The sequence below is a fragment of the Acinetobacter seohaensis genome (assembly GCF_056431365.1).
Genome location: NZ_JBWKMK010000029.1, coordinates 273,270 through 288,587 on the forward strand (window position 1 = coordinate 273,270; position 15,318 = coordinate 288,587).

12 protein-coding genes are annotated in these 15,318 nt (G+C 40.2%); 4 read left to right on the forward strand and 8 right to left on the reverse strand.

Annotated features, from left to right (window positions below; genetic code table 11):
* Window positions 1-74: 74 nt before the first annotated feature.
* Window positions 75-1,280 (forward strand): DUF1615 family protein, encoded by a 1,206-nt coding sequence (locus AC07E5_RS05760; RefSeq protein ID WP_179989574.1) that lies wholly within the window; start codon window positions 75-77, stop codon window positions 1,278-1,280.
* Window positions 1,247-1,894: an HAD-IB family hydrolase gene (locus tag AC07E5_RS05765; protein ID WP_353675639.1), complete on the forward strand. Its 648-nt coding sequence runs from the start codon at window positions 1,247-1,249 to the stop codon at window positions 1,892-1,894. Before AC07E5_RS05760 ends, AC07E5_RS05765 begins: the two co-directional genes overlap by 34 nt.
* A 292-nt stretch (window positions 1,895-2,186) precedes the next feature.
* Here AC07E5_RS05765 and AC07E5_RS05770 read toward each other — a convergent pair whose 3' ends face one another.
* Both AC07E5_RS05770 and AC07E5_RS05775 read right to left on the reverse strand, forming a co-directional pair.
* Window positions 2,187-3,281, reverse strand: coding sequence for a fatty acid desaturase family protein (locus tag AC07E5_RS05770; RefSeq protein WP_096900933.1), 1,095 nt, complete (start codon window positions 3,279-3,281; stop codon window positions 2,187-2,189).
* A gap of 13 nt (window positions 3,282-3,294) precedes the next feature.
* On the reverse strand, window positions 3,295-4,365 hold the full coding sequence (locus AC07E5_RS05775) for a ferredoxin reductase (protein ID WP_498624916.1): 1,071 nt from the start codon (window positions 4,363-4,365) through the stop codon (window positions 3,295-3,297).
* A gap of 154 nt (window positions 4,366-4,519) precedes the next feature.
* Between AC07E5_RS05775 and fabR the strand changes: the two genes are divergently transcribed.
* Window positions 4,520-5,200: an HTH-type transcriptional repressor FabR gene (gene fabR / locus AC07E5_RS05780; RefSeq protein ID WP_416651244.1), complete on the forward strand. Its 681-nt coding sequence runs from the start codon at window positions 4,520-4,522 to the stop codon at window positions 5,198-5,200.
* Window positions 5,201-5,277: 77 nt separating this feature from the next.
* On the opposite strand, the gene AC07E5_RS05785 is transcribed toward fabR, so the two are convergent.
* The 6 genes from AC07E5_RS05785 to AC07E5_RS05810 all read right to left on the reverse strand — a co-directional run bounded on the left by AC07E5_RS05785 (window position 5,278) and on the right by AC07E5_RS05810 (window position 13,599).
* Entirely contained in the window at window positions 5,278-6,087 is an 810-nt protein-coding gene (locus AC07E5_RS05785) for an alpha/beta fold hydrolase (RefSeq protein WP_104852176.1), read from the reverse strand.
* 411 nt (window positions 6,088-6,498) lie between these two features.
* Window positions 6,499-9,336, reverse strand: a complete 2,838-nt coding sequence (gene rapA, locus AC07E5_RS05790; RefSeq protein WP_180187066.1) for an RNA polymerase-associated protein RapA — start codon at window positions 9,334-9,336, stop codon at window positions 6,499-6,501.
* 146 nt (window positions 9,337-9,482) lie between these two features.
* Window positions 9,483-10,127 (reverse strand): RluA family pseudouridine synthase, encoded by a 645-nt coding sequence (locus tag AC07E5_RS05795; RefSeq protein WP_004973024.1) that lies wholly within the window; start codon window positions 10,125-10,127, stop codon window positions 9,483-9,485.
* Window positions 10,128-10,613: 486 nt separating this feature from the next.
* Complete coding sequence (gene hemL / locus AC07E5_RS05800; protein ID WP_104852178.1) at window positions 10,614-11,915, reverse strand: glutamate-1-semialdehyde 2,1-aminomutase; 1,302 nt, start codon at window positions 11,913-11,915, stop codon at window positions 10,614-10,616.
* A 44-nt stretch (window positions 11,916-11,959) separates the two neighbouring features.
* On the reverse strand, window positions 11,960-12,580 hold the full coding sequence (thiE, locus tag AC07E5_RS05805) for a thiamine phosphate synthase (RefSeq protein ID WP_498624920.1): 621 nt from the start codon (window positions 12,578-12,580) through the stop codon (window positions 11,960-11,962).
* 635 nt (window positions 12,581-13,215) lie between these two features.
* Window positions 13,216-13,599: an Mpo1-like protein gene (locus tag AC07E5_RS05810; RefSeq protein WP_498624922.1), complete on the reverse strand. Its 384-nt coding sequence runs from the start codon at window positions 13,597-13,599 to the stop codon at window positions 13,216-13,218.
* A gap of 242 nt (window positions 13,600-13,841) precedes the next feature.
* Between AC07E5_RS05810 and AC07E5_RS05815 the strand changes: the two genes are divergently transcribed.
* Window positions 13,842-15,308 (forward strand): CYTH domain-containing protein, encoded by a 1,467-nt coding sequence (locus AC07E5_RS05815; RefSeq protein ID WP_498624924.1) that lies wholly within the window; start codon window positions 13,842-13,844, stop codon window positions 15,306-15,308.
* The last annotated feature ends 10 nt before the right edge of the window (window positions 15,309-15,318 follow it).

A 15,318-nucleotide genomic window follows, 5' to 3' on the forward strand; every position in this document is an offset into this window, starting at 1 on the left:
TAACTTTAACGATTGGCATAGTATACTGCATCTGCCCTTTGGGCTCATCCATTTGGAACGAGTTTTCCCTATCTATGAAAGACACTGTATTCACTTCTTTGATGAAACCCTTCAGCGTGCTTGCTTTATCATTAAGCTTGGCTGCCTGTGGAGATAGCGCATGGTGGTCTAAGGACAATGAGCCTACCCTTGAAGCAGAACAAATCCGCAAACTCATTCCAAATCGGGTCAGCGAGCGTAGTGCTTGGGCAAAAGATATTTACGATATTTCAGAGCAATTGGGCATTCCACAAACCAAAGAAAATATGTGTACCATCATTGCCGTCGTGGATCAGGAATCCAACTTTGTAGCCGACCCTCAAGTCTATGGTCTGGGTGAAAAAGCAGTTAAAGAAGTGCAAGACCGTTTGGATGAGAAATTTAAAGATAAACTGGGCGAAGCGATTGGCGGTACGGTTGCAGGCTATTTTCAGGATGTACTAAAAAACCATCCTAGCCCTGAAGATAACTATTTAAGCCAAATGCGTCGTGTGAAAACCGAACGTGAATTAGATGAATTGTATCGTGAAATTTTTGACTATATGGCCAAACATTATCACGTATCTGCACTAACAGGTGCTGCCAAACTGTTTGGACAAAATATTGGCGAAAAACTTAATCCAATTACCACTTTAGGCTCGATGCAAGTGCATATTAGCTATGCCAAAGAGCATAAACGTCAAAGCGGCAACATCGCAGAGTTACGCAGCGATCTATACACTCAATATGGCGGATTATATTACGGGATTCATCGTTTAATGATGTATCCTGCCGATTACGATCAACCGCTATACCGCTTTGCTGATTATAACTCTGGCATGTATTCGAGCCGCAATGCAGCATTCCAAAGTATGCTGAATGATTTAACCGAAGCAGAATTAGATTTAGATGGTGATTTGCTGCTTTACACTAAAGATGGTGGTGTGCGTAATGCAAAGAGTGAATCAGAACGCGAATTAATTGCTGTTTTTTCCAAACATAATATTCTAGTCACCCCACGACAAATTCGTGCAGACCTAAAAAAAGAAAAAGAAAAGAAATTTGAAGACACTGCAACTTATTTGGCGGTCACGAAACTCTATAAAGCGCAAACGGGCAAAGAGCCATTTTATGCCATGATGCCGCAAGTGGTCATTTCAGGGCCTAAACTGAGTCGAGATTACAACACCAATTGGTTTGCTACGCGAGTCAATGGACGTTATAAAACATGCATGCAAAAAGCCAAAAATATAAAAATCTAGCCCTATTTGATTTTGATGGGACCCTGTGCAGCAAAGACAGTTTTACAGGGTTTATTTTCTATGCTTTATCTAAGCGGCATATTTTTAAGCAAGGACTTAAAATCTTGCCTTGGATTCAGGCTTACTATTTAAAAGTTTATCCTGCACATGCCATGCGCCCTAAATTGTTTAATGCCATGTTTAAAGCTGCAAGTACAACTGAAATATTAGCACTTGCACAACGCTATGCAGCAGATTTAATGCATGACCTTAACCCACAACTGTTACAACAATTAAAACAGCATCAATTCAATGGTGATGATGTGGTGATTGTTTCTGCCAGTGTGGATATTTATTTGCAATATATTTGTCAGCAGTTAAATGTCGATTTGCTTTGTACTGAAACAGAAATTAAAAATCTACAATTCACAGGGCAATATTCAACACCTGATTGTAGTCGGGAACAAAAGAAAATACGGATTTTAGAACAATATGATTTAGAAAATTATGCAGCTATTTATGCGTATGGTAATAGTGATGAAGATGATGCCATGCTGAGTTTAGCGACTTATTCTTATATGGTGGGTAGTGATCATTCATTGCCAGAAATTGTAACTTATAAAAAACTGGCTTGATTTTGATGAATGATATAATAAAACCACAATTTGAATTGTGGGTTTTTTAAGTTACATGTAGCGGATGCCGCCTATGGTGATTACTTTTTTATACCCAGAATAGAAAATAAAAATAGAGTTTTCTCTTAATAAAATAGCTGATGATTCAGCATAAAAATAACGACTACAACACCTAAAGCAATAAAAAAGGTGACACTTTACAGCATCACCTCTAATTCAAAATAGAAGTATAGTTTTAAACCAAGATCAATCACTTAATCTATTCGTACTAAACAACTCATTTGTAAGTCACTTATTTCTTAAATGGAAAAGCATATTTCACAATACGTTTAAGCACACTGCCGTACTGTTTAACTAAGCTCGCATTGTTGTAGTTCAAGCCATACTTTTCACACACAGCTTGTACTTTTGGCGCCATTTTACGATAGCGACGTGCAGGAATATCTGGATATAAATGGTGTTCAATTTGATGGCTTAAATGTCCTGTCAAAATGTGGAATGCTTCAGAACCTGTAAGATTCGATGAACCACGAATTTGACGCATATACCAGTGACCACGGCTTTCGTTTTGCATCACAGACTTTGGAAATACTTCTACATCCTTCGTAAAGTGACCGCAGAAAATAATGCTGAATGTCCAAATATTACGAATACCATTCGCAACCAAGTTCCCTGTAAACACTGGTAAAGCCGAAGGGCCTGCAATCAATGGAAAGAACACATAATCTTTAAACAATTGTTTTCCAATTTTCTTCTGCATAGGTTGCCATTCTTTTTTGGCTTGGGCTTTGCTTTTACGGCCATTCAAAATTTTACCAATTTCTAAATTCTGAATGGCAACACCCCATTGGAACAGTAAGCAGAAAGGAATACTGTATAAAGGTTGCAATAAATAGCCTGATCTCCAGCGCTGTTCTGGGAACAAACGCACCAAACCATAGCCAATATCATCATCCATACCTTTAATATTGGTATAAGTATGGTGTTTAAAGTTATGGGTTTGACGCCAGTTGTCTGAAGTACCTACCGTATCCCATTCATAACTTGCACCATTGAATTTAGGATCATTCATCCAGTCATACTGACCATGCATGACATTATGACCTAATTCCATGTTTTCCATAATTTTGGCAAAGCCTAACAAGCCTGTACCCAAAACCCATGCTGGCGGGAACCATCCTGCGAACAATAAGGCACGACCTGCCATTGAGCTATAACGAATGGTTGAATAAACACGGCGGATGTATTTAGCATCTTTTTCGCCAATATCATCCAAAACTTCTTGTTTAATGGCGTCTAATTCACGTGCAAGCTCATCTAATTCAAATTGAGTGAGTTCACGGTTTTTAGGATTGCGGAAATATTCTATTTTTACTGGCATATTCATAATCGGAACTCGCTTATAAATCAATAATTAAATCGGTTTGTGCTGAATTGACGCAGATTTTCAATTGGTTATTCGGTTCGCTGTTTTGAACACCATCGACCAAGTTTTTCGTTGAACCTTCAGCCTTGTTGCATACGCATTTATGGCAAATTCCCATACGACAGCCGTATTTAGGTTTAATATTTTGCTGTTCCAGACTTTCTAAAATGGACTTGCCTTTTGGAATAGTGATAATCTTTTTCGATTGAGTCAGTGTAACTTGTACCAAACCAACATCGTCACTTAACACAGGGGTCATGCTAAAAGCTTCTGTTTTTAGCAAGGCAGCCTGTGCAAGTAATTGTTCAGCTTGCGTGGTAAAACCCGATGGGCCACATGCAAACACTGCACTTTGCTCAATTTGCGCTAAGTCTTTTAAATGTTCTGCATTTAAACGGCTGTGCGCCAAACTCGGCTCTTGGGTATAAAGCACTTGAAATTTAAAGTTTGGATATTGCTGTGCCCAAGCTTCAAATTGCGCTTTAAATGCTGCATCTGCAAAGGTTTTTACCCAATACATTAAAGTCACTGGAGTGCTACTAAGACGACCAGATTTTGCCATGTCTTGTAGCAAACTATACATTGGTGTGATACCACTACCCGCTGCCAATAGAATTAAAGGCTGGGCTTGTGCAGGCAGTTGCATATCACCATAAGGCGCACCAAATTCCAAAGTATCACCAACTTTGGCTTGCTCAACCAGCCATGTGCTGACTTTGCCCTGATCAACTTTTTTTACCGTCAATAAAACGTGTTGTGCATCAAGCTGAGTCAAACTATAGGTTCGCTCATAGCGTACGCCCTGAATTGTCACATAAACAGGATGATGCTGCCCTGCTGCGCCAATTTGGAATTTTTTATTGAATTGCAAAGTAAAGCTCACTACACCTTGTGCAGCGGTATCTTTTTTTACAATTTTGCCGAGTGACTGATTCACCGACCATAATGGATTAATTTTTTGCAACCAGAAATTGGCGGCATAAGGGTCTAGTACTGCAGTTGCAATACTGGTTAAGGGAGATTTTCTTTTTTCAGTTAGCTGCATGATTCAGCACCACCCGATGAAATTTTAATTATTATACACATGTATATATATTTGTATATACACCTGTATTGTTTCTAATCATTTCACAAGTACTGGCGCAACCGCTATAATGCCTCTAAGCTTATAAATTATTGAAAATATGACTCAGCCTGCCATGAAAACAAACCATGATGTGACTTTTCCAGAATCTGAAACGGTTCATGAGCCTCTTGTCGTGCGTACGGTTGGGCGTAAAGCTACCATTACCAAACAAGAATTATTTCAGGCAGCATTAAATTTAATTGGCCCACAAAAAAGTATCGCATCTTTAAGTTTACGTGAAGTTGCACGTGAAGCAGGCATCGCACCAAACAGTTTTTATCGTCATTTTAAAGATATTGATGAACTCGCGATTGAACTGATTGATCGTGCAGGTGTGGTGTTGCGTCAAATTCTGCATGAAGCACGCTTAAAAGCATCTAAACAAAACAGTATTATTCGCAGCTCGGTTGAAGTATTTATTGAACAATTAGATACCGATGAAGGCAATTTAAGTCTGCTATTACGTGAAGGTTATACGGGTTCAACCTCTTATAAGCTAGCTGTTGAGCGCCAATTGAATTATTTCCAGCAAGAATTGCAGGATGATTTAATTCGTTTGGAACGTTTGAATAATAGCAAATTGGCGCATCCCGACATTGCAGCCAAAGCCATTACGCAACTGGTGTTTAATATGGGTGCCAAAGTCATTGATATGCCAACTGCAGAGCGCAAAGAAACCGCCGAACAAACCATGACCATGATTCGTATGATTTTAGAAGGTGCGCGTCATTTGGATGATGCCAAAATTCGTTAACATAACACAGGATAAATCGGGCGATTTTCCTGAATCAGGTCACGCCCGTTTGAGCATTTAATTGTTAGACTTCGCTGTTAAGCGTGTTGTTTTTGAATTAATTGCTGCACATGTGTTGCCGTGGTTTCAGGATTTTCCAAAGGAAACATGTGTCCTCCCTCGACCACACTAAACTCAATTCCATAAGTTTTTTGCATGCCTTGCGGTAAACCTTGCAAATAAAATGGGCTATGCCTTGCTGTAATTAAATGCACAGGTACATCTGGGGCTTTGCGTGGTGTGCGCCACCACCATGCAGGTACGGTTCTAAAAATTTCAGCTTCTACCCGTTTTGGAATTGTTAAAGTCACACCACCTCTTTGTGCATCGACTTGTATGCCGCTGGCAAAATAATCTTCAAAACATTGTGCATCAAATTTTTTAAATAAACGGTTATGCCGCAAAGCTTGATAGGCTTCTGCATGGCTAGCCCAATGATCTCGACGCTTCATGGTCACGGCGGCAGGTGTGAGTTGATCTACATATTTCAGTTTAAATTTTTGTAAAATTTCAAATAATGCTGACTTCGATCCAATCACAAAAGGTGGATCCATAATAATCAATTGAGAAAATAAATCTGGACGCTGATAGGCACACATCAGGGTTAATAATGAACCAAAAGAATGCCCTAAACCAATCACTTGTTGCTTTGGAAACTGCTGCTCAATGTCCTGAATCACTTGATGAATCAAATAGGTCCACTTATAGGTCACAGGAAATTCTGCTTGCATACCAATCAGTGGAATTGCCTTTAAATGATAATCTGCTTCAAAACATTGAAAAAACTTTTGATAACTGGCAGAAGGAATACCATTGGCATGGGTAAAATGAATTGCAGCTTTAGTCATTTAAAATACGCTTAAAAGAAGAATATCGGGTCTGTGACTTGATCTATGCGTACGCGCTTACAGATTCAACACTTGGCACATCAATCATAGATAAAAGATCAACAGCCTTTAAACTACGCATACCACTGGGTTTTGCAAATGACCGGAATGCTGAAAAAGATGAATTATGAGTCATTTTAATGACACATAAGCACTGGTTGCTACTTTGTTTAAGTCTGTGATGTGAAAAATCTCGCACAACATTTTTATTGCGATATTAAAAAAGCACCCGCTAAACTGCTCCGTAAAAATGAGGCGCAATGCCCAACTTAAAACGTGCAATTTAGAAGATGCCAAATATTTAAAAAAGTGATTGATTAAAACCGACTCAATACAAATACACCGTCTAGACACCTGTATTGAATGCACTCTTTATGGCTTTACCACCACCATCACCTGAATTGCTTCAGGCGTGACCGACAAACCATCTAATAATGCAACACCTTCTTTTTGCAATTTCTGTAAACGTGTAATTTCATCTTCACGAATACTTGGGTTAAATTGCTTCAAATAGCTTAAACGGTCAATTTCATATTGCCATTTTTTGCTATATACATCTTTAGCTTGTTGCTTAAATTCAGGCAATGCAGCTTTAGCCAACTCCAAAGCCTGTGTATAACGCGCTTCAATCGCGTCACGGCGTGCTTTCACCACTTGACGACAACTGTTGCCATCTAAATGATGTAAATAAGGTTTTAAAATTTCAGGGGCAATTTTTTGCGATAAATCCTGCCCTTTTTCGCTCAATAAGACACGAATGAGTTGCTGTGGCAAGCTTGATGGCAAATTCAGGGCTTTAGGTGCAATGACATCCACTTTGAACCAGACTTCGAGCAACACAGAACCTTGTGGCAAAGCGGCAGATTTTAATACCGCAACGTTGGTGCTACCAAAACCTTGTGTATTGATCATTTCCATCACGCTTTCTGTGAATGGATGCTCTAGGGTCAAATACTGTGCATCTTCACGAATTTGCGCCTGATCACGATAGAACGTCGCGGTCATGCCTTCTTCGTCTAAGGTCAAACCTTGAACCTGCATTTGATCAGTTGGTTTAATAATCACCGTGCCATTGCTTTGTTCATCGAAGTCAATATTGGTCGATGCCATAAAGCGCTTCATAAACATAGGCAACGTGGTATTGTCGTCGTAATCTTCTAAAGCTTGTACAATTTCCTGCGCCACCACAGGACGGCAAGAGTTGTATTCCAACAAACGATCTCGACCCGCTTGAAGTTCTGCTTCCAAAGCTTCACGCTGCACACTGACTGCTTCCAGTAAATCTTCAAATTGTTGTCCTAAATCTGCCAATAAGCAGTCTTTTAAATCGACAATAAAGTTTTCCTGCAAGGTTTGTGCAGTGGGTGAAATATTGCTGAAAATATTGAGTGCTTCGTTATACCAACGGAACATACGTTCTTGCGCAGTACCCACCAAATACGGCACATGAATTTGAATACGGTTTTCTTGACCAATACGGTCTAAACGACCAATACGTTGTTCTAACACGTCAGGATTAGCAGGCAAGTCAAACAAAATCAGGTCTGATGCAAACTGGAAGTTACGCCCTTCTGAACCAATTTCGGAACACAATAAAATTTGTGCACCATAAGAATCTTCTGCGAAATATGCTGCCGCTTGGTCACGTTCTAACAAGCTCATGCCTTCATGGAACATTGCAGTACGAATACCTGCATGTAGGCGCAGCGCATTTTCAAGGGCTTCTACCACAGGGCCGCTACGCGCAATTAAAAGCACTTTTTTATGTTTTAAGTCGCTACGCAAACGCTCCATTAACCACATTACACGCGGGTCAGTTTCCATCCAACTGCCATCGAGCTGTGCTTCTTCTGGCCACATTTGTTCACGTAATTTACCATCTTTAGACCAGTTTTCTGGCGCAGGTAACGGCGCAGGCTGACAATCACGACCTGGGAAACCTTGAATTGCTTCACGGGTATTACGGAACAAAATACGCCCTGTACCATGACGGTCTAATAATTCGTGGATGGCACGGAAACGCTGCTCTGGGTTATCTTCAATGCGATGTCCCAACAAGCCTTCCAGTGCAACCAAATGGCTTTCTTCCAATGCGGCATCTGACATTAAGACTTCGGCAATTTTTGCCGTATGTTGATATTGCGCTTCTTCATCCAAGAAACGGTCTAGTGAACTAAAACGCTGCGGATCGAGTAAACGTAAACGCGCAAAATGGCTTTCTACACCCAGTTGCTCAGGCGTTGCTGTAAGCAATAACACCCCTGCGGTTTGTTCGGCTAATTCTTCGACCAGATCATAACGGTCATTACCACCTTCTTCTTCGCTCCACATTAAGTGATGCGCTTCATCGACCACCAGCAAATCAAAACCTGCTTCTAGGGCTTGTTCGCGTAAGTCATCGTGGTCAATCATTAAATCGACTGAAGCAATGATGCATTGTTCGGTCAAGAATGGATTCAGGTCAGGATCGTGTTCTTTAATAGATGCCGTACGGGTTAAATCAAACAAAGAGAATTGCAGATTGAAACGGCGACGCATTTCAATCATCCACTGATATTGCAGCGAATCAGGTACCAAAATCAGGATACGTTCCGCACGTCCTGTTTTGAGTTGCTGATGGATGATCAAACCTGCTTCAATGGTTTTACCTAAACCAACTTCATCTGCCAATAAGACACGTGGCGCAAAACGCTTACCGACTTCATGTGCAATATAAAGTTGATGTGGAATCAAACCTACACGCGAACCCACCAAGCCGCGCAGTGGGCTACTTTGCATATTGGCTTGCATCAACAAGGCTTCAATACGCAAGTCGTACCATTCTTTATAGTCAATTTGGCTAGCAAGCAAGCGGTCTAATGGTTTTGAAAGTTGGATACTTGCACCAATACGGGTTTCATTCAGTGATTTCTTTTCTTCACTGCCATCTTGCAAACGACGCACTACGTTATAACGCAATACGCCATGACGGTCTTCGACCGATTCAACCGTCCACACATTGCCTTCTTGGTCTTGAACTTCATCATTTACATTAAAAATGATACGCGATAAAGGTGCGTTATTGCGTGCATAGACACGGGTTTCATCACTTTTAGGGAATAAAATGCTGACCGATCGCTCATCTACATCAATCAGAACACCAAGTCCTAATTCCGTTTCTGTGTCTGATAACCAACGTTGACCAATAGCAAACTGCTGCAATTTTTCCACCTTTATTTAGAAGTTAGGACGTATAAATTTTTGCGCAAAACCAGCTGAGTATTTGAGCAAAAATTCAGGGCGTATAGCAATATATTTTGACATAAAGCGCACTAAAAAGAGAGCCTAAAGCACAGGCTTTGCGTAATCTTTTTCGCTTAAAATGGGACTGGGCAAGTAAACTGTACACGTTGCTCAGTTTGTGGATGCAGAAAACTTAATTCTGCTGCATGTAAACACAAACGAGGCATGAGTTGTTGCTGTTCGGGCGTGGCATACAAAGTATCACCAATAATTGGATGACCTAAATATTGCATGTGTACTCGCAGTTGATGCGAACGACCTGTAATCGGCGTCAGTTGCACACGAGTCACAATTTGCCCCTGCAATTCAAATTGCTCCAATGCACGCCAATGCGTTAACGCAGGTTTGTTATGGGTTGCATCGGCAATGTGTAATGGAGGATGTGCAGGATCATAGACCACAGGCACATCTACAGTGCCTTCACCTTGCAGTTGCCCTGCCACCAATGCCTGATAGGTTTTATCGGTTTGGCGTTCTTGAAACTGACGCGAAATTTGTTTTTGCGCCCATTTCGTGAGTGCAAATACCAAAATACCCGAAGTATCACGATCTAAGCGATGAATCAGCAAAGTGCGCGGCTCAATTTTAACTAGACGACTCATCACACAATCTTGCAAATCTGCTGTTTTACCTGGAACGGTGAGTATGCCAGCGGGTTTATGTATCACCATAAACTCATCGTCACGATGAATCAGGTGTTCGCTTAGAAAATTACTCAATTTCAATTCCGGGCCGATCGTGAAAACAAGGCGGCAATAATAAAAAGCCTGACACAGAATTACAATGCAAAATACATCAATTCCCGATGAATTTTCCGATTTACATTCCTGAATCAGACAATCTGCTGAATTTTAAATCAGCCTGCTTTTAGAAATGTGGGTTTTATAGCATGCAGGAGGCTTTGTTGCATAAATATTTTTTAAGATACTGTTTTAAAGGTTTTTAAAATTTGGATAGAAAAATACAATGAAATCATAGTGCAAGATAGTTGCACAACAAAGCCGTTCTGAAGCTATATCTTTGATGGCGGGAGCAAATGAAGTAATAGGATTCATATTTAGTTTGACCAGGCTATTTTAGTGTTTAACAAGACGCTGATCTAAGCCTTTGATATTAAATTGAAGAGTATGTCTTCAATTTAACCTAAAGCATAGATATTTTGGAGATATCTATGCCTTTTAGGACAGTGTTAAGCAGAGGTCAAATTACGCCTTCATTTCCGCAAATGTTTCTTTTGCAGCTTGAATGGTGTAGGCAATATCTTCATCACTATGCGCAGATGAAATAAAGCCTGCTTCAAAAGCAGATGGCGCCAAGTTCACACCACGTTGCAACATTCCGTGGAAGAATTTACGGAAAGCATCGACATCGCAATTCAGCATAGAATCAAAACTGGTGATGTCATCTTGGTCAGTAAAATACAAACCAAACATAGCACCGACTTGTTGCGTCTTGAACGGGATACCTGCTTCATCTGCCGCAGCTTGTAAGCCTGCCAACAATTTTTCCAGTTGCGCAGTTAAATTTTCATAAAAACCTTCGGCACGTAAATGTTTAAACATTTCAATGCCCGCACGCATCGCCAACGGGTTACCAGACAAAGTACCTGCTTGATACACCTTACCTAATGGCGCAATACATTCCATGATTTCGCGTTTACCACCAAATGCACCTACTGGTAAGCCAGCACCAATAATTTTACCGAGTGTGGTCAAGTCTGGTTTAACATTATAATGCGCCTGAGCACCGCCTAAGCCAACACGGAAACCTGTCATTACTTCATCAATAATAAAGACTGAGCCGCGTTCATCGCAGACATCACGAATTGCTTGCAGGAAACCATCAATTGGTTTAACCAAGTTCATGTTGCCCGCAACTGGCTCAACAATCACCCCTGCAATTTCAGCACCAAACTTTGTAAAACATTCTTTTAAGGTGGCGATATCGTTATACGGTAAAGTCAGCGTATGTTTAGCAAAATCGGCAGGAACACCCGCAGAAGTCGCTTCACCTTCACCACTGGTTAAAAGTCCAGAGCCTGCTTTGACCAACAGCGAATCTGAGTGTCCATGATAGCAACCTTCAAATTTGACGATTTTGTCACGACCTGTATAACCACGCGCCAAACGAATTGCGGTCATGGTGGCTTCTGTACCTGAGTTGGTCATGCGAACCAACTCAATTGAAGGCATAATTTCGCAAATAATATCGGCCAAAGTCGTTTCATGCACCGTTGGCGCACCAAAACTCAAACCATCTTCAGCTGCAGCTTGCACCGCCTGAATAATAGCAGGATGGGCATGACCTAAAATCATTGGTCCCCAAGAACCTACATAGTCGACATAGCGTTTGCCATCGACATCGTACAAATAAGCACCTTTGGCTTTTTCAATAAATACAGGGGTTCCGCCTACCCCGTTAAATGCGCGTACAGGTGAATTCACCCCACCAGGTATATGTTTATTGGCTTGTTTAAACAACTGTTCTTGCTTTGGAGATAAGCTCATGGAGGCACTCAACTTAAAAAAATAAATAAAATTAGCTGTCTGCTTTAAGCTTCTGCTTTGAAAAGTGCAGACCAATCATAAACACGCTGTGCAACAGTATGCATCGGACGTCCTAATATATCACTTATCACTGCACATAAATCGGCACCTGCATCAATGACTGGCTGACTGTTTTCAACAGTTAAACCACCAATCGCGCAAATTGGTACATTGAGTTGTTGCTTCGCCTGTGTAAGTGTGTCTAATGTGAGTGTACTTGCCTCAGGTTTGGTTTCAGTTGCATAGACTGCGCCAAAAGCCACGTAGTTTGCACCATCGGCAATGGCTTGTTCTGCCAATTCAATCGAGTTATTACAACTACGACCAATCAATACATCTTGGGGTAAGCGTGCAACCGCTTCAACAATAGAGCCATCCTCTTGCCCTAAATGCACACCAACACCATATTTCACGGCAGTTTCAAGATCATCATTAATCACAAATGGCACTTTGTATTGATCACACATCGATTTCATATATTCGATTTCGTATGCCTGTTGAGCTTGAGGCACATTTTTACGGCGATATTGCAACACCGCGACTTCATAAGTTGCCATCGCCCCTTCTAGTTTTGCCAAAAGCAGTTCGATAGGATCATCATTGGTAATCAGATATAAACCGCGCATAATCTCAGCCACAAATAATACAAGGTCTGCATTATTACATATTCAAACAATATGCGTCAGAACCTCAGGCTCAGTAAGTTTATTTATAGGGGCTCTATAAGCTTCTATTTTGTTTGGGTTTTATTAAGTCAAAATGTTAAAAATACCAAATTCTAGTGATAGCGCTAAAAGCTAGATTTAGCTTTAATTGAACTGCGCAAAACAAGAACTGTAACCAGTTCAATAAGATATGGATCTTAAAATCCATATGGGTGACTACAGCGAATAACGACATATTTATGTTACCCATTTAGACACATGATCATTTGTGCCAGAGCGCATGTGGGGGTGCGACAAATGATCATGTGTCTATATTTTTATAACTTACTTTCAGTAATCTACTTACCATATATTCTTGCTTAAAGATGAATGATTTCTGATTTAACGCAACTTGAAATTTTTCGCATAAAAAAAGCCTAGAGAAAGGTCACTCTAGGCTTGGAAAGTCACAAACTTTTATTACTCAATTTGATGACACATTATTAGAATATTCACTCTATCATTTCAACAAAAAATTAATTTTATTTGTACATTTTTTATGAAAATAATCACATATCGTTTAGTTTTTGCCTAAACGGTATAACTAAGCGCTCAATTCAACTTGGAATTTTATCTTTAGCACGATCTTGCAAACTTAAATGACCACGCAAAACATCGGCAAACATCCGCCAGTCTGAAATAAAACTATACACAGGCTGTTTAAAACTGGCAGGTTTATTTTTTTCAAAAACAAAGTGCCCGACCCATGCACAAGCATAGCCTGCTAGCAAACCATAGAATATATATTTGGCTTTTTTATGTTGAATGGCTTTGCTTACACAATACAATCCAATACAACTGCCCGCCACGTGCAAACGACGGCTCATGATGTTGCGGTGTTCAGTTAAATAAAAACGGTAAAATGTTGAATAATCCTGAATTGGCAATTCAAACTTGGACTCTGGGGTTGGCTCAAATTCGGGCTTTAATGCTGCGTTCATGTTCATCATCCTGATGTTTATAGATTTGAATTATTTTTGCTACGCTCAATGGACACTTTAAACTAAGCCAAAATAAAAACCAAACATTAAAAATCCAAGGTCAAGTCTTACTTCTTGGCACATTTTGGTTACAATCAAACGCACTTTTGCAAAACCTTCGTTCTGCAATTTTCACACATTCATAATACCAATTTGCTTGCCGCTGCTTTGGCGCAACATACTTTACGTTCAGGATATTTTTCATGGTCGAAGTTGAATTAAAATTTCAAATTCCAGTCGCACGTCGTACTGCACTACTCAAAACTTTAGACCCGAAAAAATCGACTCAAACTCCATTAAAAGCACGCTATTTTGATACATCTACGCACAGCTTGGCGCATCATGGCATGGCGTTAAGACTGCGTTTAGAAGGTGAGCAATGGGTACAAACTTTAAAAGCGGCAGGTCAAAGTCATTTTCATAGTTTTGAACATAACCATCCACTTGCGCCAACTGAAAATCCAGATACTCCACCACAACTTGATCTGCAAATTTATCAAAGTATTCCCGAAGCACAACAATTGCTAAATCAAGCTTTGGGACAAAATTGGGATCAGTTGCAACTACAATTTGAAACCGATATTCAACGTACCTCACGACTAATGACCGTTGAAGATACTGACATTGAAATCAGTTTAGATGTTGGTCACATTCGTTGTGCAGATGCTGAAGTTGAAGTACATGAAGTTGAGTTTGAACTGAAACAAGGTTCAATTCAGCAATTGCTGGCTTTTAGTTTTGAATGGGTGAAAAAATTTCATTTATGGCTGGATGTGCGCAATAAAGCAGAAATTGGACATTTGCTTTCTGTGCAGCAAAAAGTCAGCCCTGCGGCTCAGAGCAAAGAATTTCAATTCAGTAAAAAAGACCATGCCGACCAAAATTTACGCCTGTTAATTGCACAACAATTACAGCATTTATTGCCCAATATTGCCGCAATTTCTGCTCAAGTTGCCGAACAAAGTCATATTGATCAGGCGCAGTTCGCTTTGCAACATTTACAACTAACACTATCCTTATTTAAAGATTGGTCGAAGCATTTAGGCGATAAATGGGCAATGCAAATTGCAGCATTTAAACAACATTTTGATCACCTGCAGCATTTGGAACACATGCAAGCCACACTCGGCGCATTTTTACAGAACCCGACGACTGCAGAGAACCTAAAAAAAGATACCTTGTACGCCCAAGAAAAATTGGTCAATTTAGTCCGTTCAACGCAAAATGTGCATCACTATTTAGAATTATTGATGTTTAGTTTAGCCGCGAGCGATCACTCAGGTTTAGACTTAAAAACTGCCGCACAAAACACGTTGCAACAGCAATATAAGCAGTTGCATGAACAATTACAGCACAGTGATATTCACGATTTTGAAAGTTTAGATCAACTGGCTTTGCGTATTCAGGAACTAAAATTTAGCTTCCCCATTTTGACGCATATTTATGATGTCAAAAATTTGCAGAAATATAGTAAAGCTTTGAATGATGCACAGCTTGCAGCACAGGAATATCAAGTGTTGGCATCTTCTGCAGCATACATTCAACAAACTGAATTGGAAGCGAGCGACTGGTTTGTTTTAGGTTGGCTCACTGCAAAACAGGAAGTGTATGCACAGCGTTTATTGGAAGCGACAGAACAATTTATGGTGAGCCGTAAATTCTTAAAATAAGTATCCTTAA

Coding starts and splice junctions, on each gene's coding strand:
- AC07E5_RS05760 (WP_179989574.1), top strand. CDS start 75: ATGAAAGACACTGTATTCACTTCTTTGATGAAACCCTTCAGCGTGCTT.
- AC07E5_RS05765 (WP_353675639.1), top strand. CDS start 1,247: ATGCATGCAAAAAGCCAAAAATATAAAAATCTAGCCCTATTTGATTTT.
- AC07E5_RS05770 (WP_096900933.1), bottom strand. CDS start 3,281: ATGAATATGCCAGTAAAAATAGAATATTTCCGCAATCCTAAAAACCGT.
- AC07E5_RS05785 (WP_104852176.1), bottom strand. CDS start 6,087: ATGACTAAAGCTGCAATTCATTTTACCCATGCCAATGGTATTCCTTCT.
- AC07E5_RS05810 (WP_498624922.1), bottom strand. CDS start 13,599: ATGAACGCAGCATTAAAGCCCGAATTTGAGCCAACCCCAGAGTCCAAG.
- AC07E5_RS05815 (WP_498624924.1), top strand. CDS start 13,842: ATGGTCGAAGTTGAATTAAAATTTCAAATTCCAGTCGCACGTCGTACT.
- AC07E5_RS05775 (WP_498624916.1), bottom strand. CDS start 4,365: ATGCAGCTAACTGAAAAAAGAAAATCTCCCTTAACCAGTATTGCAACT.
- fabR (WP_416651244.1), top strand. CDS start 4,520: ATGAAAACAAACCATGATGTGACTTTTCCAGAATCTGAAACGGTTCAT.
- hemL (WP_104852178.1), bottom strand. CDS start 11,915: ATGAGCTTATCTCCAAAGCAAGAACAGTTGTTTAAACAAGCCAATAAA.
- thiE (WP_498624920.1), bottom strand. CDS start 12,580: ATGCGCGGTTTATATCTGATTACCAATGATGATCCTATCGAACTGCTT.